The 25070-nt window shown below is 69.6% G+C and carries 21 protein-coding genes; 9 read left to right on the plus strand and 12 right to left on the minus strand.

Features of this window, described 5'->3' with window-relative positions; translation table 11 throughout:
• The first annotated feature begins 2 nt into the window (after window positions 1-2).
• The 5 genes from D7V88_RS19205 to D7V88_RS19225 all read left to right on the plus strand — a co-directional run bounded on the left by D7V88_RS19205 (window position 3) and on the right by D7V88_RS19225 (window position 4910).
• On the plus strand, window positions 3-893 hold the full coding sequence (locus D7V88_RS19205; RefSeq protein WP_120542105.1) for an alpha/beta fold hydrolase: 891 nt from the start codon (window positions 3-5) through the stop codon (window positions 891-893).
• Between the two features lie 110 nt (window positions 894-1003).
• Entirely contained in the window at window positions 1004-2170 is a 1167-nt protein-coding gene (locus tag D7V88_RS19210) for a hypothetical protein (protein WP_120542106.1), read from the plus strand.
• Window positions 2171-2240: 70 nt separating this feature from the next.
• The gene (locus tag D7V88_RS19215; protein ID WP_120542107.1) at window positions 2241-3251 is read left to right on the plus strand and encodes a DUF2157 domain-containing protein; all 1011 of its coding nucleotides are present in this window, start codon (window positions 2241-2243) and stop codon (window positions 3249-3251) included.
• 1 nt (window position 3252) lies between these two features.
• Entirely contained in the window at window positions 3253-4356 is a 1104-nt protein-coding gene (locus tag D7V88_RS19220) for a DUF4401 domain-containing protein (RefSeq protein WP_120542108.1), read from the plus strand.
• A complete protein-coding gene (locus D7V88_RS19225; RefSeq protein ID WP_120542109.1) occupies window positions 4353-4910 on the plus strand; it encodes a GDYXXLXY domain-containing protein in 558 nt (185 codons plus the stop codon). Before D7V88_RS19220 ends, D7V88_RS19225 begins: the two co-directional genes overlap by 4 nt.
• 90 nt (window positions 4911-5000) lie before the next feature.
• Here D7V88_RS19225 and D7V88_RS19230 read toward each other — a convergent pair whose 3' ends face one another.
• From D7V88_RS19230 to D7V88_RS19270, 9 genes are all read right to left on the minus strand, one after another.
• Entirely contained in the window at window positions 5001-6722 is a 1722-nt protein-coding gene (locus tag D7V88_RS19230) for a sigma-54-dependent transcriptional regulator (RefSeq protein ID WP_120542110.1), read from the minus strand.
• Between the two features lie 345 nt (window positions 6723-7067).
• Window positions 7068-7796 (minus strand): trimeric intracellular cation channel family protein, encoded by a 729-nt coding sequence (locus D7V88_RS19235; RefSeq protein ID WP_244238252.1) that lies wholly within the window; start codon window positions 7794-7796, stop codon window positions 7068-7070.
• Between the two features lie 44 nt (window positions 7797-7840).
• The gene (locus D7V88_RS19240; RefSeq protein WP_120542112.1) at window positions 7841-8638 is read right to left on the minus strand and encodes a class I SAM-dependent methyltransferase; all 798 of its coding nucleotides are present in this window, start codon (window positions 8636-8638) and stop codon (window positions 7841-7843) included.
• Between the two features lie 6 nt (window positions 8639-8644).
• Entirely contained in the window at window positions 8645-9403 is a 759-nt protein-coding gene (locus tag D7V88_RS19245; protein WP_120542113.1) for a ZIP family metal transporter, read from the minus strand.
• Between the two features lie 32 nt (window positions 9404-9435).
• A complete protein-coding gene (locus D7V88_RS19250) occupies window positions 9436-10716 on the minus strand; it encodes a COG3014 family protein (RefSeq protein ID WP_208726368.1) in 1281 nt (426 codons plus the stop codon).
• An 8-nt stretch (window positions 10717-10724) separates the two neighbouring features.
• On the minus strand, window positions 10725-11336 hold the full coding sequence (lpoB, locus tag D7V88_RS19255) for a penicillin-binding protein activator LpoB (RefSeq protein WP_120542114.1): 612 nt from the start codon (window positions 11334-11336) through the stop codon (window positions 10725-10727).
• 14 nt (window positions 11337-11350) lie between these two features.
• Window positions 11351-12166 carry a hypothetical protein gene (locus D7V88_RS19260; protein WP_120542115.1) on the minus strand — a complete coding sequence of 272 codons (816 nt, stop codon included), beginning with the start codon at window positions 12164-12166 and terminating at the stop codon, window positions 11351-11353.
• Between the two features lie 5 nt (window positions 12167-12171).
• Window positions 12172-12738, minus strand: coding sequence for a hypothetical protein (locus D7V88_RS19265; RefSeq protein ID WP_120542116.1), 567 nt, complete (start codon window positions 12736-12738; stop codon window positions 12172-12174).
• A 119-nt stretch (window positions 12739-12857) separates the two neighbouring features.
• Window positions 12858-14495, minus strand: a complete 1638-nt coding sequence (locus tag D7V88_RS19270) for a mechanosensitive ion channel family protein (protein WP_120542117.1) — start codon at window positions 14493-14495, stop codon at window positions 12858-12860.
• A 181-nt stretch (window positions 14496-14676) separates the two neighbouring features.
• On the opposite strand from D7V88_RS19270, the gene D7V88_RS19275 reads away from it, so the two are divergent.
• From D7V88_RS19275 to D7V88_RS19290, 4 genes are all read left to right on the plus strand, one after another.
• Complete coding sequence (locus tag D7V88_RS19275; RefSeq protein ID WP_120533289.1) at window positions 14677-15063, plus strand: response regulator; 387 nt, start codon at window positions 14677-14679, stop codon at window positions 15061-15063.
• A 10-nt stretch (window positions 15064-15073) separates the two neighbouring features.
• Entirely contained in the window at window positions 15074-16645 is a 1572-nt protein-coding gene (locus D7V88_RS19280) for a cytochrome c family protein (protein WP_120542123.1), read from the plus strand.
• A 125-nt stretch (window positions 16646-16770) separates the two neighbouring features.
• Window positions 16771-18717, plus strand: a complete 1947-nt coding sequence (locus D7V88_RS19285; RefSeq protein ID WP_120542118.1) for a LysM peptidoglycan-binding domain-containing protein — start codon at window positions 16771-16773, stop codon at window positions 18715-18717.
• A gap of 273 nt (window positions 18718-18990) precedes the next feature.
• The gene (locus D7V88_RS19290; protein WP_372241094.1) at window positions 18991-19989 is read left to right on the plus strand and encodes a L,D-transpeptidase family protein; all 999 of its coding nucleotides are present in this window, start codon (window positions 18991-18993) and stop codon (window positions 19987-19989) included.
• A 33-nt stretch (window positions 19990-20022) separates the two neighbouring features.
• On the opposite strand, the gene D7V88_RS19295 is transcribed toward D7V88_RS19290, so the two are convergent.
• From D7V88_RS19295 to D7V88_RS19305, 3 genes are all read right to left on the minus strand, one after another.
• On the minus strand, window positions 20023-21780 hold the full coding sequence (locus D7V88_RS19295) for an ATP-binding protein (protein ID WP_120542119.1): 1758 nt from the start codon (window positions 21778-21780) through the stop codon (window positions 20023-20025).
• Between the two features lie 77 nt (window positions 21781-21857).
• Entirely contained in the window at window positions 21858-24383 is a 2526-nt protein-coding gene (locus D7V88_RS19300; RefSeq protein WP_120542120.1) for a serine/threonine-protein kinase, read from the minus strand.
• 108 nt (window positions 24384-24491) lie between these two features.
• A partial coding sequence (locus D7V88_RS19305; RefSeq protein ID WP_120542121.1) for a hypothetical protein occupies window positions 24492-25070 on the minus strand: 579 nt, incomplete at its 5' end.

Raw genomic sequence — 25070 nt, forward strand, 5'->3', positions numbered from 1 at the left:
CCGTGGGCCCGGTGGAAACCGCCCTCCTGGCCCAATTGGCCCCCGCCGTGGTGCCCCAGGTCCACTGGCTGCCCGGGGGCGGCGCGGTGCGGATCCTCGAAGGGGGCCCCCCGGCGGACGCCCCGGAGGCGCCTCGTTCGACGGTGGTGTGGTTGCACGGGCGGGGCCAGTCCGCGACGCACTGGTTCCCCTATCTGACCGCCCTGGCCCGCCATCACCGGGTCCTGGCCCTGGACCTGCCCGGCTTCGGCCAGTCCACCGCCCCGGAGCTGCGCGTGCGGTCGGCGGAGGACGCGGTGCGCTTCTTCACCGACCCCGTGGAGGAGGCGCTCGGGATGCTGGAGCCGGGGCCGGTGGCGGTGGTCGGCCACTCCCTGGGCGGGCTGGTGGCGCTGGAGCTGGCGCTGCGCGGGACGGTGAAGGTGGAGCGGCTGGTGCTGGTGGACGCGATGGGGCTGGGGCCAGAGATGACGCGAGCCTCCCGCCTCTTCTTTCGCGCGGGGCCGGAGCGACTGGCCCGGAACCTGGGCCCCTGGGCGATGGCGCGGATGCTGCCGCCCCCGCCGACGCCGCTGGGACAACGACTGGGCGCGCTGGGCTACGAGCTCCTGGAGGTGCGGGGCGGACGGCCGGAGGCGGCGCAGGCCTTCAACGCGCTGGTGCCCCTGACGGGCCCGGTGTTCCACCGCCTGGAGCGGCTGGGCGAGGTGAAGCAACCCGTGCTGCTCGTCTGGGGTGAGCGCGAGGAGACGCTGCCCATCGCCCTGGCGGACGAGGCCGCGCGGAGGCTGCCCCAGGCCCGCGTGCTGCGCGTGGACTGCGGACACAGCCCGCACCTGGAACGGCCGGAGCTCGTGCTCCCGGAGCTGAAGCGCTTCCTGGACAATGAATGACAGTCGCCGTCCAGAGCACCGCCAGTGCCTGACTTCCGCAAAGCCAGACACGGTATACTCAGACGCAGGCGGCTCGGGGCTGGTCGGGCCGCGTTGAGGGAATCACGGGAATGCATACGAGCTTGGAATTGAAGTCCCGAGGCGGTTGGGCGCTCGGCGTCCTGTTGGGCGTGGCGCTGACCCTGGGGGCCTGCGGCAAGGACGCAGTCGAGGACCCGGGGTTGCAGCCAGGGGCGCAGGGGGCAGTGGATTTCACGGCGCCCGGGGCCGTCCGCCTGGACCTCTCCGTCAAGGCAGGCCAGCGCTACCGCTTCGTCTGCGAACCCACCACCCTGACAGGGTGTCAGCTTCAATTGCGAGATGCGAAGTCGCTGGAGCCCCTGGGTGAGGCCCGGGCCACCAACACCCGGCATTCGTGGGGGATCACCCTCTTCTGGACGGCTTCCGCGAACGGGCGGGTCGTGATGGAGCTCCAGTCGAACCTGAGCGTAGAGGAGGGTCACACAGGACATTTCACGTACCTGTTCACGGAGGCCACGGATGACGCGGGCGGCTCCACGGACGAAGCCGTCAACCAGCCGGTCTCGGAGACCGAAACAACGTTCGAGGGCTTCCTGGAGTCCTCCACCGACGTGGATGCCTGGCGGTTCTCCGTGCCTGCGGAGCGCATCTTGCGAGCCGTCTGCCAGTCGACGGAGGCCGGCAGCCACCCGAACCTGGAGCTCCTCCGTCCGGATGGGACGTCACTCGGGACGTACAACTTCAGCGCCTACCCCTTTGAGGACGCCCTGCCCTACATCGCCGTCAAGAACGTGGGAGGGGGGGACCTCATCCTGCGCGTCCAGGCCGACCAGCGGGATTCCTCGACCTACGCCTCCCGGTATGAGTGCCAGGTCAGCGATGCGGGTCCGGATGACCATGGGGACGTCGCGGCACGGGCCACTGTCGTGACGGTGCCCGCGCAGGTGGACGTCGTCTTCGGCTCCAGGAATGACGTGGACGTGTTGGCCGTGGAGCTGGTCGCGGGCCACGTGTATCGCCTGAAGGACGCCACCGCCGGCAGCGCCAGACCCACCGTCTATTGTGGAACCACGGTGACGGATGCCCAGGGCATGCAGCAGGGCCCGAAGCAGATCACCGACGGGGAGGGGGCCCGGTTCACGGCCCCCACGAGCGGCCGGTATTTCCTCGCGCTCGAGCGCAGCTTCAGCGACGGCGCCAGGAGTTGGGTCTATCCACTGAGCCACCGCTACGAAATCACCGACGTCACGCCGTAGCACGGACTGTCTGGAGAGGCCCGGTGCCATTGCACCGGCCCTTGCGTCAAACAGGCTACAGTCCCGCGCCGTGACGAAAGACTTCCTAGACCTGGAGGCGACGCCGGAGCGCTTGCACGCACTGGCGGACGCCCGAATCCTGAGCCCGGACGCGTACGGGCGCGCGCTGAACCTGGCCGTCGCCTCCCCGTCACGCTCCGCGTGGCACGCGTTCGTGTCCATGACCCTGATGGCCCTGGGCTCGCTGCTGGTGCTCGCGGGCGTGGTGTACTTCTTCGCCTACAACTGGGCGGAGCTGGGACGCTTCGCCAAGCTGGGCCTCATCGCCCTGGGCATCACCGGGACGGCGGTGGGCGCGTGGCGGCTGGGGGACCGGCCCGCGGGCCAGTTCGCGCTGCTCGCGGCCGCGGTGCTCGTGGGCCCGCTGCTCGCCGTGTACGGACAGACGTACCAGACGGGCGCGGATCCGTATGAGCTGTTCATCGGCTGGGGCGCGCTCATCCTGCCGTGGGTGGCGCTGGCGCGCTTCACGCCGCTGTGGCTGCTCCAACTCGTGCTCGTCAACACGGGCGTCATCCTCTTCTGGGGCCAGCGCATGGATGGGCTCGGGTCCCGGGAGGGCCTGCTGGCGCTGCTGCTCGGCGCGCTCAACGGCTTCGCGTGGGCCACGTATGAACACTTCGCCAACCTCAAGGTGCCCTGGCTCCAGGGGCGGTGGCTGCCCCGCGTCCTGTCCCTCATGACGGTGACGCCGCTGCTGGGCATGGCCATCCTGTTCATCGTCAGCAATTCCGACCGCTCCATCGAATCCGGCCTGTCGCTGCTGCTGCTGCTCGCCGCGCTGGGCGCCATGTACGCCCTGCACCGGCACCTGCGGGGCGAACTGTTCCTGCTCACCGTGGGCGCGCTGTGCGCGATGACGCTCGTCACCACGGCGGTGGGCTACTTCATGATCGAGGCCTCCATGCCCGAGGAGCTCGTCCTGCTGGTGATGACCCCGCTCATCATCGGTGAGATGGCGCTCGCCGTGACGTGGCTGCGCCACGAGTCCCACGCCACCGGCGTCACGGAGGAGACCTGACATGGCCCTGCGACCCTCGATGCGGGAAGTCCTCCGGGGACTGGTGGCCGAAGGACAGGTGGACGCGGAGGTGGAGGCCCGCGCCCGCACGGCGCTGGAGGTCCGGCAACGGACGATGAGCGCCTCGCCCTGGTTCGTGAAGGCGCTGTCCGGCCTGGGCGCGTGGATGTCCGCCGGCTTCCTGATGAGCTTCTTCGCGTGTGTCGGCCTGTGGAAGGAGGAAGGCGCCCTCTTCGCGCTCGGCGTGGTGCTGTGCGGAGCGTCCGTCTACCTGCGGCGAGAGCTGGAGGGGCCCTTCATGGAGCAGCTCGCGCTGTCCACGTGCCTCGCGGGCGTGGGCTCCATCCTGTCCGCCGTGGCGGAGTGGACGAACAGCGACGTCACCGTCGCGCTCACGGCGGTGGGGCTGGGTGTCGTGCTGCTCGCGTACTTCCCCGACGTCATCCTCTACTTCCTGGCCATGCTGGGCATCTGCCTGGCCCTGGGCTTCCTGACCGAGAAGGCGATGAGCGGCATGGGCGTGGACCTGTGCGTGGTGCTGGGCTCGGCGGCCCTCTGTGGCCTGCTCATCCATGAGCCCTGGCTGCGCAAGGGCCCGCTGGGTGACCGCGTAGGGCCCATGGCCTTCGCGCTCGCGTGCGCGGTGCCCGGCTGGCTGCTGTTCCGCAACCTCGTCGGCATGCAGGACGGCTTCCACTACCTGTTCCGGGGGGACTTCCTGCCGCCCGTGGCGCTGACCGTGCCGCTGGCCGTCATCGCCCTGTGGACGGGATGGCAGGTGCTGCGCGAGCAGGGCCTGGACAAGGACCGGGGCGTCTGGCTTCCGGCGGCGGGCGCGCTGGTGCTGCTCACGGGGATGACGCTGAGCACGCCGGGCCTGCTCGTCGCGGGGCTGATGTTGACGCTCGGCTTCCACCGCCGCAGCCGCGTGATGCTGGGGCTGGCGGTGGCGTTCCTGCTGACGTTCGGCTCGTTCTACTACTACGACCTGCGGCTCACCCTGCTCGCCAAGGCGCTCGCGCTCGTGGGCAGCGGGCTGGTGCTGCTGGGCGTGCGGCAGTTCTTCCAGCGGCGGTCGTCCGCCGTGCTCGCGGAGGCCCGATGAAACGCGGCGCCGTCATTTTCGGAGGGCTCGCGCTGGTGCTCGTCGCCATGGTCGCCCTCGTCGTGCAGAAGGAAACCGTGCTGGCCCGGGGCCGGCCGGTGTTGCTGCGACTGGCGCCGGTGGATCCGCGCTCGCTCATCCAGGGCGATTACATGGTGCTCGACTACGCCATCAGCCAGACGTGGCGCGAGGGCCGCGTGGCGCCCCAGGAGGACGGCACCGAGGTGCGGCTCCTGGACGAGAACGGCGTGGGCCGCGAGGTGCCCCAGGAGGACGGCACCGTGGTGCTGCGCCTGGACGAGCACGGCGTGGGCCAGTTCGTGCGCTACGAAACGCCGGGTACCGAGCTCGCTCCGGATGAGCTGCGCCTGCGCTTCCGCATCCGGAACTCGCGCATGCGCCTGGGCGCGGAGTCCTTCTTCTTCCAGGAGGGACACGCGGACCGCTACGCCAAGGCGCGCTACGGAGAGCTGCGCGTGACGGACAGCGGCACCAGCGTGCTCGTGGGACTGCGCGACGAGGCCTATCAGCCGCTGGGCAAGGCCGTGCAGTAAGGCTCGGGCACCGCGCCCCGATGCGTCCAAGGCACGGCGGCGGGAATCACGCGACCACCGAGCCCCGGTGCATCCGGGGCTCAGCGTGACTCACGCGGCCTCTTCGCCTTCGAGCAGGTCGGAGAACGGCGAGCCGTCCTCGCCCAGCGCCTTGTAGAGCGCGTCCACCTTCTCCAGTTCGCGCTTGAGCGCCTTGTGGTGGTTGCGGTTCTTCACCAGGCTTTCGCGGCCCAGCAGGCGGAAGGCCTCGTCGCGGCCCACCTGACGGATGGCCAGCCCCAGCACCAGTCCGCGGAAACCATCCGCGAGGTCCAGGTCCAGCGGCCCGCCCCTTCGGCGCGCTTCGCCCACGAACGCCTGCGCGGCGGCGCGCAGGGCCTCCGGCAGCGGACGTCCGCCCGGCGCCTGCTCGTAGTCCAGCGCCCGCGCCACGTGCTTCTCCTGCAACACGAGGTCGCCCGCGGCCCCGGCGTGCTCCACCATCGCCAGCGTGTAGGCGCGCCGCACGATGTTGTCGAGCTGCCGCAGGTTGCCCGGCCAGGAGCTGGTGACCAGCAGGTGCTCCGCCTCCGGCGCCAGGCGCGCGGAGCCCTCCGGCAGCCGTTCGCGGTGGCGGCGGTTCACCATGTACCGCCCCCAGAGGGGAATCTCGTCGTTGCGGTCCTGCAGGGGCGGCATGCGCACCGGCAGCACGTTCACGCGGTAGTACAGGTCCTCGCGGAAGCGGCCGGCCCGCACCTGCGCGTGCAGGTCCGCGTTGGTGCCGATGATGAAGCGCACGTCCGCGAGCTTCTCGCCGGTGCCCTCGCCCAACGGCCGGTAGCTGCGCGACTCCAGCAGGTGCAGCAGGCCCGCCTGCGCCTTGAGCGACAGCTTGTCGATTTCGTCGATGAACAGCGTGCCGCCATCCGAGCGCGCCACCACGCCCGGCGCGTCGCGCGTCGCCCCGGTGAAGGCGCCCTTCTTCCAGCCGAAGAGCTCCGCCATCTGGAGGTCCTCCGGCACCGTCACCAGGTCCAGCGTCTCGAAGGGCTTGCCCCGGCGGTTGGAGCGCTCATGGCACCAGCGCGCCAGCCGCGACTTGCCCGCGCCCGTGGCGCCGCTGACGAGGATGGTCTCATCCTGCAGCGCGAACACCCTGAGGATGGGCAACAGCTCCGCCATGGAGCGCCCCACCACGGGCAGGAATTCGTCCACCTCCGGCGTGGCCACCGGCCGCTGCGGCAGCGCGGTGAGGTACGGCGCGGCGACGTCCGTGAAGAGCTGGAGCACGTCCCCGGCGTCACGCCAGACGAACTCCTGCCCCATCGCGGCCAGACACTCGGCCTCCAGCGAAATCATGCCCTCCATGCCCGCGGGCGTGCGCAGGGGCAGCACGCACACGTGCGTCGCATGACGGCCGAGGAAGCGTTGCTTGCTTTCGTTGCTGTGGAAGCCCGCGAGCCCCGGGTCCCCCGTCACGGGCGCGTCCGGCGCGTGCGGCTGCACCGTGCCGATGTTCACGTCGATGGACACCGCGCAGCGGTGCTCGACCACCGCGCGCCACGCCGTGGCGGAGGTGAAGAAGGGCGTCCCGACACCCGCGTCCGTCGTCTCCTTGGCCCCCACGTCCAGCGCCGCCAGACGGCGGTACGCTTCTCCGGGACGCAGGTGGACGATGCCGCGCAGGACCCGGGCCCGACCCGCGTAGCGGCTGGACGCCACCGCGGCTTCCGCCGCAGCCAGCATCCGGCGCAGCGTCGCCGCCGCAGCCGACTCGAAGTCCCTGGAATCCCTGAGCGCAGCCATGAGCTGCGCCAACTCGTCTCGCATCCCCTTCGCCTCCGTGCGGATGCCGCGCCACCGCAGACCGGCGAAGCCGTCCTGAAAACAGGCGCGGACTCTATCGGAGATGAAGGATGGAGAGCGCGGAAGGAGCGGCCCCTCCTTCCGCGCTCCGGGTGCATCCGGATGCGTATACGCCGTTGCCAGCGTATGCGGCCATCCTCTTGCGGATGTCGTGCCAGCCAGAGAGTCCCTGTGATTTCGCGGGCTTCCCGACAGGGCTCGGCCCTGGATGCGTCCTGACAGAACGCGGACGCGTCCAAACGGAACGCAGACGCGTCAGTCCCTGCCATGGACGCGTCGGCTCCTTGCTCTACAAACGAAGAAGCGAGGTCATTCCATGCCCACCGCCATGAGGTGCGGCAGGTTCCAACCGCGCCACACGCTGATGACGCGCAAGGCAAAGCAGGCAGCGCCTCCGACGAAGGCCATGGCGCGGGAAGGAAGGCCCAGACGCTGTCCCACCACCATGACGAGCGCCCCGGTGAGCGCCGCCAGCGCGTAGATGTCCGCGCGCAGCACCGTGGGGACGTGGGCCAGGAAGAGGTCGCGCAAGGTGCCGCCGCCCGCGCCGGTGATGGCGGCCATGAGGATGGCCATCAGCGGACGCAGGCCGAAGTCCAGCGCCTTGCGCGCCCCGGCGATGGCGAACAGGGACAGGCCCGCCGCGTCCAGCGTGACGAGGAGCGCGGCGGGGACGGACGTCACGAAGCGGTGGAGCAAGAGCACCGTCGCGCCGCCCGCGAAGGCCACCAGGGCATAGCGCTGATCGCGGATGGCATTGGGCGGAATGGCACCGATGAGCAGGTCGCGGAGGATGCCACCCCCCAGCGCCGTGGTGAACGACAGGACCATGATGCCTAGCGGATCCAACCCACCCGCGATGGCGGCGATGGCGCCCTCCACCGCGAAGACGAAGGTGCCGGCGAAGTCGAAGCCCAGGAGCAGTCGCACCTCGCGGCCGTCCACGCGCGCCACCGTCTCCTGCCCCGGCGAGGCCTCCATGCCGGTGACGCTAGCACCCGGCTTCCCGCGCCCCGCGCCACGGGCCCGGGCGTCCATCCACCGAAGGACACCCTGCCCTGCCCTTCAAGGCAGGCCCGGTGTCAGGCAGTGGAGGATGCGTCCGGCTTGAGGACGAAGACGCGATCCAACCGGTTGCTGCCGCGCTCCACCGGCGCTTCCAGGTCGTAGTCGAACGTGAACGTGGCGGCGACGCGCAGGCCCGCCTTGCGGAACATGCGCTTCACCTGGGCCTCGTCGTGCGTGCGGAAGAACCACGTCGTCTCGATGAGCCAGTCCTTGTCGGGACCGGTGACGCGCAGCCGGTTGCGCATGGGCGAGCGGCGCAGGCGCTTCTGCGGCAGGCCCTCGTGCGTGTTGCACACGACCTTGTCCGGGCCCACCTGCCCCACCCAGCGCTCGTGCTCCGGCGCCGAGCGCGTGTAGTCGGTGAGGTGGAAGCCCAGCACGTAGATGCCGTCCGGCTTGAGCAGCCGCCGGGTGCCCACCAGGTGCTCCACCGTGGCCTTCTCGCTGTCCAGGTAGCGGAAGGTGGAGACCAGCGTGTGGGCCAGGTCCACGCGGCCTTCCAGCGCGGGGTCGAAGAAGTCCTCCATGCGCGCCTGCGACAGCTTCACGCGGCGGCGCTCGGCGGGGGTGAGGCGCTTGCGCGCGTGCGCGAGCATGGCCTCCGACAAGTCATAGCCCGCGACGCGCAGGCCCCGGCGCGCGGCTTCTTCCACCAGTCGGCCCGCGCCACACGCGGGCTCCAGCCACTGCTTGCCGCCGGTGCCGTAGCGCTGGCTCAGCGCCTGGAGGAAGTCCGCCTCGCGCACGGTGTCCGTGCCGAAGATGGCCTCGTAGTACTCCGGATGGTCGTACCACTCCTTGCGTCGTTCCATGGTGCGTCAGTGCTCCGTGTGCCCGAAGAGGCGCGCCAGCACGAACATCACCAGCAACCCGGCTGCCAATGCCACCAGGTTGCGTCCGGGCTTGTCCCGCCCGTGCTTGTTCACGTGCGGCAGCAGGTCCGACACGGCGATGTAGAGGAAGGTGCCCGCGGAGAAGGCCAGCGCCTTGGGGGCCAGCGATTCGAAGCGCAGCACCGCGTCGAAGCCAAAGTAGATGAGCGCGCCCACCGGCACCATCAGGCCGTACAGCGCCGTGTACGCGAGGATGGTGCGGCGCTTCTTGCCCTCCGCCTGGAGGATGGACGCCAGCGACAGGGACGAGGGAATCTTGTGCGCGGTGATGGCCAGGAGCGCCATGGCGCCCACGCCCTCCTTCACGGAGGAGCCCAGCGCGATGCCGTCGAAGAGCGTGTGCGTGGACAGGCCCAGGAACGCGCTCAACCCCAGCGCATGGCCGTGCACGTGTTCAGCGCAGTCCGGCGGCTCTTCACAGGTGTGCGCGACGAGGTAGCGCTCCAGCACCAGCACGAAGAGGAAGCCCAGCGGCACGAGCGCGAAGGCCCACCACCCGCCGCCCTCGTACGCTTCCGGGAGCATGTGGAAGAACGCCGCGCCGAACATCACCCCCGCCGCGAAGGCGAGGAATGTCACCAGCCGCGTGGAGCGCTCGTTGAAGACGACCACCGCCGCGCCGGCCAGCGCGCTCACCACGACGATGCAGGAATAGAGAAGGACTTCGGCCACGACCGACGACATGGGGCGCGCACCCTAACCCCAAATCGCGGCGTTCAATAGCTTCGCACCACCAGCACCGACACCCGGCCCGGCTTCACCTCCACGAAGTGGGTCGTCGGACGGCCCGGCGCATCCACCTGGACGGTGTGTTTTCCCGGAGGAAGCCGGAAGCGCACCACCTGGAACTCCGCCGGCAGTGAAAGCCAGGAGCGCAGGTCGGGCTGGTTGCCGGCGTTGAGCAGCAGGAAGGTGAGCACCCCCAATTCCTTGCTCTTCGCCAGCGCGCCCACGCCCGCGGCCACGCCCGCCTTGGCCACGGCGCCCGCGAGCTGCTTCGCCAGCATGCGGCCGATGCGGTCGTTCAGGTGCACCTGGGCCACCCGCGCCAGCGACGTCACCGTCACCGCCCGCTCCGACTGGTTCTCCACCGCCACGCGCACCGGCGGTGTGCCTCCCCGGTCGCGGTACACGGGCACGGAGATGAGCTCCCCGGAGTCGTTGTAGTCGCGCGACGTGGACATCTTCTCCGGCGACAGGCCCGCCTCCACCACCACCACGAGCTGCCCGTCCCCCGGATTCAGCGGCGCGTGCGCCACGTCCGGGAACTTCTGGGACAGCATGGCGTACGCGTCGTCGCGGCCCGTCTTCTTCGCCAGCCGCAGCAGGGGCTCCACCAGCCCGTCCAGCCGGGGCTCCAGTTCGTACGCCTTCATGTAGTCGATGAAGGCCGAGTCCCACTCCCGCTGGTCCTCGTACAGCACCCCGCCCAGGTAGCGGGCGATGGCGAGCTGTTCGTACGGCTTCTTCTCCTCGGTGATCATCTTCTCGATGCGCTCGTTGACGCGGCGGACCTCCACGAGCGCGTCCTCGTCCCGGCCCAGCTCCGCGTAGTTGAGCGCCTGGAGGACGGAGATCATCAGCTTCTCGAAGTCCTCCCCCCGGTAGGCACGCCGGCGCTCATTGCTGAGCAGCACCCCGGCCTCCTCGCTCACGGAGGTGATGTCCAGCTCTCCGCTGAGCCGGTCCGCCTCCGCCAGGACCTTGGTGCTCTCCTCCCACTGGCTGGCGGCGTGCAGCACCATGCCCTTGTCGAGCAGCAGCAGGAGCTGGTCGCGCTCTGGGGCGCCCTTCTCTTCGCCATCCAGCTCCCGGAGGGCGCGTGGATAGTCGGAGGACTGGTACGCCGAGCGCGCGGACGCGGTGCGCGCCACGTAGTCGCTGGCGCAACCGCTCAGCAGCCCCAGGGCCGTGATGAACAACAGGCCCCAGCGCAATCCCGTCGGACGGACGGAAAGGCGTGGGGCCCGCGAAGCGATGTCGGACACGTTGGACACGGAGGCGACTACCAGCTCACGCCCTGCTTTTCGAACTTCTTGCGGATCTGCTTCTCGTCCGTCCAGGCGATGGTGCCCGTGCGCACGTCGTTCAGCTTCGCCGTCATCTTGTAATAGACGGACTTGTCGCGGCCGACCTCCTGGATGATGGAGGAGAGGTCGCCCGTCATCAGGAAGTCCACCGACGCCTGCTGGCCGGGAGCCTTGGCGGCGTCCGGGCTCACGTAGCCGGACTGCTGGTACTCGTACTCCTCCGCGATGTCCTGGCGCGCCTGCTGGTCCACCAGCGCGAAGCGGCCCGTCTGCGCGAGCGCCGTCTGGATCTTGTCCCCCAGCGAGCGCATGTCGATGTGCTCACTGGTGCTGTTGCGCAGCTTGCCCACGAGGACGATGGGCAGGGGCGAGCCCTGGGGCGCGGGCTGGGCGAAGCGCGGGGAGTTCGCCAGCGACTCGGCCATCTTCTTGGCGATGAGTTGCAGGTCGTTCTCGTTGAAGCGGTCCCCCAGCATCTCGATTTCGTTGGGGTCCGCGTAGGTGCCACGCGTGTAGGCGCGCGGACCACTGCAGCCGACGAGCGTGATGGCGACGAGGGCGGACAGCAACAGGCGGCGGGTGTTCATGGTCGGGTTGACTCCTAGTTCCATTCGCATTCGAAGCGGCTGCCTTCGAAATTCCACTTGTAGGCAAGCACCGCGTCGCGGCGGTAGCCGGCCGTGAGCCGGCAGAGGCTCTGCAGCGAGCTGCGCGGATAGTCGAAGCTGTACGTCTGCGCCTTCGAACGCTCCTGCGCGGTGAGCTGCGAGGGGTGCGTGAGCGTGGGGCTGGCGCTGGCGGCGACGAGCACGCGGTGCGCGCCGTAGGTCTTGAGCGGCACGCGGCCGGCCAGTTGGATGCGGCGCACCGTGCGGGCAATCACGATGTCGCTGCGGTCCACCATCGTCTCGTGGGTGTTGCGGCGCTGGAGCAGCTCCGGGAGGTTCGCGGAGAACACCCGGGTGATGTCCCCGTCGTCCACGAAGAAGTAGAGGAACGCCTCGCGCGCGGTGCGGCTCTCCCCGGTGAAGTCCAGCGTCACCAGCAGGTTCAGCTCGCGGTTGGGCGCGAGCCCCTGGCGCGACACCGCGGCGATGACCGTCTTGTCCACGCCCGCCTTCTTCAGGCGGATGAGGCCGTCCGCGCTCGCGTCACACGCGCAGCGGCGCTCTTCGATCATCTTCACGAGCTGCGCGGGTTCGAAGCCGGCCTGGGACAGCTTCGTGAGTTCGTCGTCGGTGAGGGGCAGTTGGTCCGACCGCTCGTAGATGCGCGGTAGCTGGTTCGGATCCCAGTTGATGATGTTGTAGGTCTGCACATCCCCGGTCGGGAACGGCAGGGAGACGGTGGGCGGGGCGACGCGGGGCGCCTGGGCGGCGGTCAGCGCGACGGCGGCGGCGAGCAGTTGGGCGATCATGGCGGTCAGAACCGGTATCCGATGTTCATGAACAACCGGTTCGTCACTCCTCCTCCCCCGATGGGGATGTCCGGCGAGTAGTGCAGGCCCATGAGCACGCGGTCGCGGCGGCCCAGGAGCATCTCCGCGCCAATCTGCGGCGACAGGGCGAAGCGCAGGCCCTCGCCCTCCGGGATGACGATGGCGCCCGCCTTGATGCCGAAGGTGAAGGACACCGGCCAGCCCCAGGTGCGGAAGGTGGGGCCCACGTTGCCGATGAAGCGGCCCCCGTCGAAGACGTAGGCGCCGCTGGCGTCCAGGCGGTACCAGTCATCGCCCCAGAGGGAGACGGTGGCGCCCACGAACAGCGGCGGGCCATCCGGCGCGCCCGCGGGGTTCGGCTGGGAGTTGATGGCCGCGCCCCAGTCGAACTGGAGCGACACGCCCCGGCGGTTGTCGCCGTAGCCGCCCTTGCCGTACTCCGACTCCTCGGGCCCGTCGGTGCGACCGTCACGCTCCTGGGCGCCCGCGGACAGCGGCGTGGCGACGGCCAGGAGCGCCAGGGCTCCGCACAACGTGACAGGACGCTTCATCTGTTGGACTCCCCAAGCGTGGGTGCGACTGCTCTTGCGCGAAGTACGTCGCGCCGGGCGACATATTCATCGCGCGGCGAACATCCGTGCAAGCACCTGTTCTTCCAGGCGCCCTGCGTTCAGGCCCGAGGCTCCGGTGCGCCCGCCGTCGCCGTCTCCGTGTCCTTGGAGGCCAGAGCCAGGGCAGGACGGGATTCACTGCGCACCGTGGGCAGCCACTGGGGCCGGGCGCGCAGGAAGAGGACCATCCGCTCCCGGACGAGGAAGCGCAGGTCGCCCAGCTTGTCGGAGCTGGCCGCGCTCACCAGCGCGCGCACCGTGAGGGTCTTGTCCATCACGTCGAAGACGACCAGCGTCTTCACCCGGCCATCCCACAGGTGCTTGCCTTCCTCGGCCAGGATGCGGTCCAGCTCCGCGCGCAGCGCATCGATGTCCGCCATGTAGTCCACCTGGAGGATGACGGTGCCCATCATCTCCGGGGAGCCCTTGCTCCAGTTCTGGAACGGCTTGTCCAGGAACTGGGTGATGGGAATCACCATCCGGCGCTGATCCCAGATGCGCAGCACCACGTACGTGAGGGTGATCTCCTCCACGGTGCCGAACTCGTTCTCCACCAGCACCTGGTCGCCAATGCTCACCGGCTGGGTGATGGACAACTGGATGCCAGCAAGCAGCGTGGAGATGGACTTCTGCGCGGCAAGACCGATGACCAGACCGGCGATACCGGCGGAGGCGAGCAGCGACACGCCGACGTTGCGCACCACCTCGAACTGCATGAGCAGCAGCGCGGCGGCGATGACGTAGGTGGCCACCTCGAACACCGCGCGCAGCACGGCCAGTTGCGTGCGCAGCGAGCGGGCGCGGGGCTTGTTGCCCGTCTCGGAGGTGACGCGGCTCTGGACGAACGCCTCCGACACCCGGAGGAAGCGCAGGATGAACCACGCCACCGCGATGATGACGAGCGAGTAGCTCACCCGTTCGCTCAGGATCCGCAGCTTCGGGGGCAGCAGCAGGAACGACGTGCCCAGCGCCAGCAGGCCGGAGAAGAACGGCAGCCGCAGGGGGCCGCGGCCCGCGCCGACCAGTTGGTCGTCCCAACTGATGTTCGTCCAGCGCGCCACGCGCATCCCCGTGGCCAGCAGCAGCTTCTCCAGGAGGTACGAGAGGATCCACGCGCCCAGCAGCGTCACCGCCAGGCCCAGCCACTGCCACGGCTCCAGGCCCAGGAACGTGCGGTCGAAGAAGAAGGACGGCAGCGTCTCCGTCAGCAGCGGGCCGTACTCGTCGAAGAGCGGGTCCACCATCTTCACGGTGGCCTCCGCGAACACCCAGGTGGGCACGCCGTCCACCGTCACGCGCTGAAGGCGGATGGGCACGCTCGCGCCCTTGAGCGCGATGGCGCCCAGCGAGTCGAAGCGCGGGTTGGCGGCGTCCGCCTCCGCCGTCTTGGACAGCGCGGACACGTCGATGGACAGCTCCCGGTCCAGGACGAACTTCAGCCGGCGCGCCAGTTGGGGCCCCTTCGTGGCCTGGTCGGTGGCTGGCAGGAAGTCCAGGTAGAGGTAGTGGGCGGCCCGGGGGTAGTCCCCGCGATGCACCGCGTCCAGGAACCCCTGCGCGGTGGCGCGGGGCGACTGCCGGTCGAGGTCCTGGGGGACCTGCCCCAGGCCTGGGTTGAGCGCGGCGGCGGGGAGGCCAACCAGGGCGGTCCAGAGGAGAAGGAGGGCCGCCAGGGCCCTTGGGGCGCGGTGCTTCATGGGTGCCTCCTTACCTCTTTTCGACCCGGTTGCCCGTGAAAGACGGGCTTGCTCCGGAGGCGGCCGGGCGGGCGGGAACGCCCTCGGCGGAAGACGGAAAACCCGGGTCCGGGTCCGCGACGGGAAAGCATTGGTGCACCGGGAGGTGGTGGGCTAGAACCGACCCCCAAGGAAGGTCGCCGTGTCCGAGCAGAAGCGAAGAATCCTCCTGATTGACGACAGCGAGATCACCCTCGCCATGGAGAAGGCCGTGCTGGAGGCGCGCGGCTATGAGGTCGTGGCCACCTCCACGCTCATGGAGTTTGAGAAAACGCTCCAGATCTGGCGACCGGACCTCATCCTCACCGACATCCACATGCCGGAAGCGAAGGGCACGGACATCTGCCGCACGCTGAAGAACGAGTACGGCACGCAGGACATCCCCATCGTGCTGTTCTCCAGCCTGCCGGACGACGAGCTGTCGAAGCTGGCGGAGCAGGTGGGCGCGGATGGCTCGCTCTCCAAGGTGAACGGCCTGGAAGCGATGGGCGAGAAGATCGACGAGTTGGTGCAGAGCATCCTCTGGTGAGGTGATGGTGATGCGCGCGTTCGTCCTCGCGGTGCTCGTGGGCGCGCTCCTCTCCGGTTGCAGGCGACAGGAGTCGCGCCCCCAGGAGGGCGCCTCCCCGACGCCGCAAGCCACCTCCCCCACCCCGGCCGCATCCCCGCCGGGCGCCGTCCTCTTCATCTCCGCCGACACGCGCGGCTACCTGGGCCCCTGCGGGTGCAGTGAGAACATGCGCGGCGGCATTGGCCGGGCGGCGTTCCAGGTTCAGGAGGCGCGCAAGGGCGGCCAGCCGGTGCTGTACGTGGACGGCGGCAACAGCCTCTTCGGAGAGACGCACCTCAAGCCGGATCAGGTGCCCCAGGAGGAACGCAAGGCGAAGGCGCTCGCGGACGCCTTCCGGACCATGGGGCTCGCGGTGCGCGCGACGGGCGAGCTGGACGACACGCGCGGCGCGGACTTCCGCCGGAGCCTGGGCTTGCCGGAGGTGGCGTCGGGCGGGGTGAAGCTGCTGGACGCGGGCGCGCGCAAGGTGGCCGTGGTGGCCGCGGCGTCCGGAGAAGCGCTCGTCCAGGCGAGCCAGCAGGCCCGGGCCCAGGGCGCGGACTTCGTGGTGGGCCTGTTGGACCAGCCGCTGGAGGCCGCGCAGGCCGCCGCCGCGCTGCCGGGGCTCGCCGCGAACCTGGTGGTTGCCACGCACAGCGCCGGGGAGTTCACCGCCGAGGAGAACCGGCTGGTGCGCTCCGACGTGCCGGTGGTGGCGGTGCAGAGCAAGGGGCGGTCGCTCCTGCGCGTGGACCTGACGTACGCGGCCCAGAAGGGGCCGTTCGCGCTCCAGCGTTCGCAGGGGGATGTGGACCGGGAGGTGGCGGCGCTGGAGCAGCGCATCGCGCTCCTGGACAAGGACATCAACCTGCCGGGCGTGGATCCGAAGCTGAAGGCGTTGAAGCAGGGCAAGCGCGACGAGCTTTCCGCGCGCAAGCAGGACTTCCTCACCGCGCCGCCCGCGCCCGCCACCGACGTCAACGGCTTCGCGCTGCGCTTCCTGCCGCTGGAGTCGAACCTGGCATCCGCGAAGGACACGCAGGCGCTGGTGACGGCCTACGACGTGGACGTGGGGAAGCTGAACCTCGCGTGGGCGAAGGAGCACGGCCAGGACTGTCCGCTGCCCGCGAAGGGACAGGCGGGGTTCGTCGGCAGCGCGGCCTGCGCGGACTGTCACGCGGAGGCCACCACCGTGTGGGAGGGCAGCAAGCACCACCACGCGTGGGAGACACTGGAGGCGGTGGGCAAGCAGCACCACCTCAACTGCATCGGCTGTCACGTCACCGGCTGGCAGCAGCCCGGCGGCGTGTGCCGGCTGGACAAGGTGGCCGGACGCGAGGACGTGGGCTGCGAGAGCTGCCACGGCCCGGGCTCCAAACACGTGGACGCCCCCAGCCCGGAGACCATCGTGGGCAAGCCGGGACAGGCGGTGTGCGTCACCTGCCACAACCCGGAGAACTCGCCCCACTTCGACTTCGCCACCTACCTGCCCCGCATCCTCGCTCCAGGTCACGGAAGACCTGTAAAGAGCGGGCAGGCAGGAGAGCCCCCGGCGAAATAGGGTCGCCTGCTCCCACCGGGTGTCCTTCCGGAGGGCATACCGTGCGACTTGTTGTTTGACTGTCAAGAAAGCTGGCGAATACTGCGGCCTTCGCCTGCTTCTGGGCGACCTCGCCTGGCGTTCCCATGCCGCCTCTTCCACTGCTCCTGCTTGCCCTGGCCTCGGTCCCCTCCCCGCAGGGGGTGGCGCCGAAGCCCGTGCCGCCGCCCGGCGTGCGTGCGCTGCCTTCCTCGGAAGCGCCTTCGCTGACGGCGGATGGCAGCCTGGCCGTGCCTCCCGTCCCCGTGGAGGAAGGCGAGGAGACGGAGGAAGTGGAGGCGGAGTCCGCGGAGCTGGAGGAGCTGCGCGCGCTGGAAGGCGCCGCGTTGGATCCGGAGTCGAAGCCGAACGCGGAGATGATGCAGTCGCTGCGGCGGCTGGGCCTGACGAACCCGCTGCGGCTGCGGATGCTGGACGCGCTGGAGGAGCCCACCTTCCGCGAGGACGACACGCCCCCGGCGCTCGCTCGCATCACGGACCTGTCCACCTTCGATGTTTCGCTGGTGAAGGACCGCTTCGACATCCCGGTGGACATGCAGCCCCGGGTGGCCGAGTACATCCAGTTCTTCCAGGGCCCGGGCCGCAAATGGTTCCGCAAGTGGATGGCGCGCTCCACGCGCTACCTGCCGGTGATGCAGCCCATCCTGGAGTCGAAGGGGCTGCCCCGGGACACGGTGTACCTGGCGATGATTGAGAGTGGCTTCTCCGCGAACGCCTATTCGTGGGCGCACGCGGCCGGGCCGTGGCAGTTCATCTCCAGCACGGGCAAGCAGTACGGCCTCAAGCAGGACTTCTGGGTGGACGAGCGGCGCGACCCCATCAAGGCCACGCACGCGGCGGCGTCGTACCTGAAGGACCTCTACGGGGAGCTGGGCCACTGGTACCTGGCGTGGGCGGGCTACAACACGGGCTCGTACCGGGTGCGCAAGATGGTGGAGCGCTACGGGACGAAGGACTGGTGGCTGCTGGCGGAGGAGAAGGGCCTCGCGAAGGAGACGAAGCACTACGTGCCCAAGCTCATCGCCGCGGCGCTGGTGGCGAAGAACCCGGAGGCGTTCGGCTTCTCCCAGGAGGAGTTCCAGTACGAGCAGGCGCTGGACTACGACGAGGTGAAGCTCACGGATGCCACGGACCTGGACGTGCTCGCGCGTTCGGCCGGGGTGAGCGTGATGGACGTGCAGGACCTGAACCCGGAGCTGAAGCGCTGGTGCACGCCTCCGGCGTCGGCCTCGAAGCCCTACGTGCTGCGGCTGCCCCGGGGCACCTCCCCGCTGTTCGCGGAGAACTTCCAGAAGCTGTCGCCGGCGGACCGGCTGACCTTCCGCGTGCACACGGTGAAGCGCGGCGACACGCTGTCGCAGATTGCCCTCCAGTACGGCACCGCTCCGGAGGCCATCCTGCAGATGAACCGGCTGAAGAGCGCTCGGACGTTGAAGCTGCGCGCGGAGCTGGTGATTCCGGTGCCGTCGGGCCGGGGTGGCAGCGGGGATGCGGGTGGGGCCATCGCGTCGAAGGTGGCGCAGGCGCGGCGCAGCGGCGTGGTGGCGGTGCGGCCGGAGGATGAAGTCCCCGCCGGGACGCCCAAGGGGCCCGTGGCCGCGGGGCCGGTGAAGACGGAGAAGGTGAACGGCAAGACGCGCGTGACGTACGGGGTGCAGGAGGGCGACAGCCTGTGGCTCATCGCCAACCGCTTCCAGGTGTCGGTGGACGACATGAAGCAGTGGAACAACCTGCCCCGCCGCAACCGCACGCTGTCGGTGGGCACGCTGCTGACGGTGTGGCCGTCGGACTCGAAGGGCGCGGCCCCAGCGAAGGTGGAGGAGCGCGGCGGCACCATCGTCGTGGCCAGCGCCGTCGCGGGGCAGGCGCCCGCCGGCCCCAAGGGCAAGGTGCACACGCTGGCCGAGGGCGAGACGCTCTGGTCGGTGGCGCAGCGCTACAACGTGTCCGTCGAGGACATCATGAAGTGGAACCACATCAAGGACCACCGCACGGTCCCTACCGGCAAGCTGCTGTCGCTGAGCGCGCCGTAGCGGGGGGATGTGACGGGATGAGCCCGGGGGCGTTTCGTCCCGGGGCTCGTGGCGTGAAGCGACGGCCGGGGGCTTGCAATCCCCGGGTCCATGATTGCTTCCGCACTGCTTCGAGAGACCTCCTCCCTTCCCGCTGAACCGTTCGACTCGCGGGAGCACTCCCCTGACGAGCCGGGACTGACATCTGGAGCGACACGGCTCCGGTACGTCCCGTCCCGTGGAGCCGAACGTCCCGGCGACAGGACGGTCTCCGGAAGCACGGCATCCGTCCCCGTGTCGCCCCTGGCCCACGCGCCTGCGTTCGCGTCACTCACGGCGCACAACACGCTGACGCCTTTTGATGCGCGGGTTGTTTCGCCTCGCACGTCGGCGGTCGGTGGGACGCCCATATCGACGGCCGACACCGCGCGCTCGGCGACAGCCGATGAGTTCCGGTCCGCGACCACCGTCGTGCCCCTGGAGCACGCGCGAACGGCCGCGGCGACCGTGCCCACCGCGCCTTTGGAGCACGCGCGCCTCACCGGTTCGCCCCAGCTCGCGGACGTGGCAACGGGCACAGCCGTCCTGGGAACGGGCTCTCGCGGGGACGGGCTGCGCGCGGTGCAGGGCGCGCTCATGGACATGGGCTTCGCGCTGTACGGCGGCGCGGATGGACGCTACGGGCCGGACACGGCCCGCGCGCTGCGCAACTTCCAGGTGCACGCGGCCAGCGCGGGGTTCCCTGGCGTGCGCACGAGCGGCGTGCTCGATGCCGTCACCCTGCGCGCTTTGGACGCATTGGCTCCGGCGACCGGCTCACGCGGCCAGACGCGCGCCCTGCCCTCCCCTTTCTACGCGGGCCAGCCGGTGCGCGTCGTCATCGCCCTGCGCGAACACCGCACTTTCCTTTTCGACCCGGAGGGCCGGCTCCTGGACATCTTCCCCAACGCGGTCGGCACCGCCGCCACGCCCACGCACCCCGGCCTCAAGGTGGTGCGCGCGAAGCTGGATCAGGTGGCCACGGAGAACGCGGGCGCTCGGCTTTGGAACGACCGGCACGTGTTCGGCGCGCGGCTGCTGGACCTCTCCTGGGTGGATGGCCACCGCAGCGGCGAGGAACTGCACGGCACCAGCGCGCCCGCGCTGCTGGGCGGCGACGTGTCCCACGGCTGCATCCGTCACGCGAACGAGGACATCCTCGTGCTGCATGACGCGCTCGCCGTGGGCGACCGCATCGCAGTGGTGGAGACGCTCCAGGATGCGAACCTGGGCGTCCCCGTCACCGTCGGCTGAACCCCTCCGCCGACGGTGCACGGACTCAAGGCGTCACTGCTCTTCGAGCAGCATCTTCAGCTCCCGCACGCGCCGGCTGATGTAGTCCCGGTCCAGCGCGCGGAAGTTCTCCGGCAGCAGCGCCCGGCTGGTGCACTCCTGCACCGCGACCAGGTTCTGCATCTCAATCTCCAGCGGGTAGCTGGGCGGCACGAAGTCCGCGAGCACCGCCGCCAGGTCTTCCTTCGTCACCTGGTCCCGGTTGTCCGCCAGGGCTCGGAACTTCGAGCGCACCATCACCGCCTCGATGTCCGCGCCGCTGAAGGCGCGCACGCCCTCCGGAATCAGCGTGGCGAAGGACTCCACGCCCTCCACCGACACGCCCGTCTTGCGGCTCATCACCTGGAACAGCTCGTTCCGCTCTTCGTCCGTCTGCGGATAGAAGAGCGCGATGTGCTCCTCGGCGCGTCCCTGGCGCTTGAGGTCGATGGGCAGCAGGTCCGGCCGCGCCGTCAGCAGGAACCAGACAATCTTGCCGCGGTACTGCGTGTTGCCCATGAAGGCCGCGATGGAGCCGAAGATGCGGCTGCTCGTGCCCGAGTCCCCGCCGGAGTCGCGGTTGCCGAGGAAGGTGTCCGCCTCGTCGACCATCACCGCCACCGGCCACAGGGCCTTCAGCAGGTTGAAGATCTTCTCCAGGTTGGCTTCGGTGACGCCCTGCCACTGGCTGCGGAAGTTCAGGAACTTCACCACCGGGATGCCAATCTCCCCGGCGAAGCAGCTCACCATGAACGTCTTGCCCGTGCCCACCGGCCCGCTCAAGAGGTAGCCCATGGGCATGACCTCGATGCGGCCCTTCTTCAGCGCGGACGCCGCCTGCCGCAGCATCTGCTTGGCGTGCGCGTGCCCCGCCACCGCGTCCAGGTTGTGCGCCGGTTCGATGAACTCCAGCAGGCCGTGGCACTCCGCCTGGATGAGCTCCTTCTTCTTCTCCTTGAGCATGTCCGGCGTGATGCGGATCTCCCGCTCCAGGGCCTCCGTGAGCACGCGGTCCAGGTTGATGCGCGACAGGCCGGCCGTCATCTTCGCCAGGCCTACCAGCGGCACCTCCGACAGCGACTGGAGCCGCTTGCCGTCCAGCTTGGAGCGCACGTAGTCCAGGCGCTCCTCCTCGGTGGGCAGGGGCAGCTCGATGGGCGCCACGTACGGGTTGCGGCTGATGCGCGGCGACATGTCCGCCAGGTTCTCCGCCAGCAGCACCACCGACACGTCGCCCGCGAGGAACTGCGGGTCGTGCGCCCACTTGTCCAGCGTGGCCACGACGAAGCGGTCCTCCGCCGACAGGTGGCTCATCTCCCCGCCGGGGACCAGCGTCTCCGCGAAGTCGATGATGAGCGCCAGCGAGCGGCCCTCGCTCAGGCGCATGCGCAGGAAGTTCTCCAGAATCTGCAGCGCACGGCCCGGGTCGCGAGGCATCACCTTCGCGTAGTCGGTGCCGTACATCGCGTCGTAGCCGGTCATGGCCCGCGACAGGTCCTTCTGCGTCTCCGGCGTGGCGGAGCGGATGCCCGACGAGCGGTCGTAGAACAGGACATGGTCCCGTCCCCCGAACAGCTCCTCCGACAGGAAGGTCTTGAGCGTGCCGAAGCCGCGCCCGCCGTCCTCCAGTTGCAGGGGCTGGAGATCGCGCACGGCCCCGTACAGCAGGAAGGTGCTGACGGTCTTCGTGTAGTACTTGCGCGCCAACTGCTGCGCCCACCGGGGAAGATCCGCCAGCGGATCCGCCTTGTTCACCTTGCGCACCTTCGTCACGGAAACCCCTCCGGTGTCGCTCCCCCCACGACCATCAGGGGGGAGGACCCTCAGGGTTCAAGCTTAAGCGCGACCGCTCAATCGCGACAACGCGCCTGCTTCTTCAGTGTCGCATCCAGCTTGATGACGGCGCCCGGCGTGGTGGCCACGACGTCCACATCCTCGTCGGCGTGGCACTTCGACTTGAGCGTGAGCTCCCGCGTCCCCGGCGGCACCCGCACCGTGTTCGGGGTGACGACGCCCAGGTCCTTGTTGCCCAGGTAGATGGCGGCGCCCGACGGGTTGGAGGTGATCTGCACCTCCAGGTCCGCACGCTCCAGCGTCGCCGTCACGTCGAAGGACCCATCCTTCACGGCCATGGTCCCCGCGAAGGTCTGGTAGCCCGGAGCCGACACCTCCACGACCGGGGAGTTGGAAGTGAGGGAGAAGTCCCGGACCACCGGCTCACGACTGCCCTGCGCGCGCGCCACCTTGCCGTCGATCTTCACCTCGGCATCCTCGGGCCGCACCTTGAACACCACCAGCACCGAGCGCGCCTGTCGTGGGAGCACGGCGCGCACCGGCGTCGCGCTGGTGCCTTCGGACACCGTCACGGGCTGGTTGAAGATCTCGTGGCCAGGCGCGGTCACCACCACCAGCACGTTGCCGACCGGCACCTGCTTCAGAACGAAGCCGCTTTCCGGGAACGCCTCCTCGGGGCCCGCGTTGATGGACACCCGAGCCGTCGCCTTCGCCTCGGGCGTCTTGAGCTCCACCATCACGTAGCCCAGCGAGGGGCTGCTCGGCTTGAACACCACCGCCAGACCCACCAGCAGAAACAGCGAGGCCAGACCGATGGCGCTGTAGAGCAGCCGCTTGTCCAGACCGCGCAGGCCCAGCCCTGGACCGGGACCCGCGTCCTCCTCGACGACTTCCTTCTGACGCGCTTCCTTCGGCGGGTACGGACGCGGCGGATTGCCCAGCATGGGCGGCGCGGGAGGCCGCGGCGGGGGCGGCATCGGCTCCGGCGGGGAATCCGGACGGACGATGCGTGGCAGTTGGCCCTCGCCCCCCCGGTTCGGCGTCGGGCGCGGCGCGGGGGCGTCGTGCGACATCAGCGTGGGCACGTTGGTCAACGACGGGCGCGGAGGCGCGGCGTTGAGCACCGGCATGTTGTTGTGCGACAGGCGCGGCGGCCCCACGGTGTACGCGGAGGAGGACGGCGGGAGGGTACGGGGCTCCTCTTCTTCCTCTTCCTCCTCGTGCGCGGCAGCCCGGGACTCCAACGGCGTGACGGCGCGGCCAATGGCGGCGCCGGGCTGGGTGGTGGGCTCCGGCGCGTCGTTGAAGACGGCGTCGCGGTCCACCATCTGCGTCGCCAGCTCCTCGTCCTCCTTCGGAGAGGGCGCGGCGGGTGCGGCGGTCAGCTTGGGCAGCGCGGCGAGCGTGGGCGAACGGCGTGCCCCCTGCGACGACGCGTTGGGGCTGGAGGCCCTCGGCTGCGGCGGCGTGTACACCGGCTCCACGGCCGGCGCGGACGACGGCTGCACCGCCGGCAGGTTGGTCATGCTCTGCGTGGGCACCGGCGACGGGCCGCTGTAGCCCGCCTCGATGGCCGCCAGCATGCCGTCCGGCGCGCGGATGTCCGCGTACTCGGCCAGGCGCTGCTTCTCGCGCTCCACCTCTTCGGCGAACGTGGACTTCATGTACTGCATGAGGTCCTTGCGGCTGAAGATGGAGTCGCTCGTCAGCAGGAAGCGCTGCAGGTCGTCGCCGAGCTCGCTCGCGTACTGGTAGCGCTCGTCCACGTCCTTCGCGAGCGCCTTGAGCACGATGCGCTCCAGCGCCTCCGGGATGCGCCGGTTGTACGTGGACGGCGACGGCACCTCCGCCTTGCGCACCTTCTCCAGCACGCTGAAGTCGCTGTCGCCCACGAAGAGCCGCTCACCGGTGAGCATCTCGTAGAGGCACACGCCAATGGCGAACACGTCCGAGCGCCGGTCCAACGGCAGGCCGCGGATCTGCTCCGGGCTCATGTAGCCGAACTTGCCCTTGAGGATGCCGGCCTGCGTCTTGGTCGCCTTGCCCGCCGCCTTCGCGATGCCGAAGTCGATGACCTTGACCTCGCCCTCGAAGGACACGAGCACGTTCTGCGGCGAGATGTCGCGGTGGACGATGTTGAGGTCGCGCCCCATCCCGTCCTTCTTGCGGTGGGCGTAGTCCAGGCCCTCGCACATCTTCGCCACGCAGAAGGCGACCAGCGGCACCGGCGCGGGTTCGCCCTTCTTGCGACAGCGGTCGAAGATGGCCCGCATGTCCTTGCCGGGGATGTACTCCATCGAAATGAAGTAGCTGCTGGCGATCTGCCCCAGTTCGTAGATCTGCGCGATGTTGGCGTGGGTCAGCTGGACGCTGATCTTCGCCTCATCGATGAACATCGAGATGAATTCTTCATCCTCGGCGATGTTCGGCAGGATTCGTTTGATGGCGACGAGCCGCTCGAAGCCACTGGCGCCGAACTGTTTGCCGCGCCAGACCTCCGCCATGCCGCCGATGTTGACGCGGTCCAGGAGGAGATACTTCCCGAACGGGATGGGTTGCCGCTTCGGTTGAGAGGTCGTCACTTTGGGTGGGGGTAGAGTCCTTGCAAGGAGCCTATCGATCGCGGCTCCGCAGGGTCAACCGCGCACGCCGACCTATTTCCGGCCGCTTGCTCTGCAAGCGGCCCGAACTCAAGGCGAAATGGATGTGGCTTCGCCGCCCGAAGCAGCTTCGGGGAGTTCCAGCTCCATGGCCGGTTGCGCTTCGTTCTCCTCTGGAGAACGGGCCCGCACGACGCTGAAACGCGGCTCGCCCCGGGTGGAGAAGAGGCCGGGCGCACCAAAGCGCACCTCGGCGGGCAGCCCGGCCAGCGTTACCCACGCCTGCTTGCCGTCCGAGGCGACACAGTACAGCAACGTCCCCGGCCGCGTACCGGAAGCGTCACGGGCGGGGCCTTCGCAATTTCTGCGCACCTGGAGTGCGTAGGCGGGCACCTGGACGCCGCGCAGCCGGTAGGGCGGCGTACCCAGCGCGTCGACGAGGGGCTGGAGGGCGCGCGCCTCCACGGGCACCGCCTCCGCGGTGGCCTGCTTCTGGGCGGCTTCGTGGAAGTTGCGCAGCGCCACCGCCGCCTGCGCTTCCGCGTCCAGGGGAGACCGGCCTTCTGACAGCACCAGGTCCAGGAAGAGCGCGCCCACGAGCAGGATGGGCAGCAGCCGGTAGCCCTTGAAGCCCTCCGGCTGCTTGCGCAGGAGCCCCCCCCCCAGCAC

This window comes from Corallococcus terminator (genome assembly GCF_003611635.1).
Lineage (GTDB): Bacteria > Myxococcota > Myxococcia > Myxococcales > Myxococcaceae > Corallococcus > Corallococcus terminator.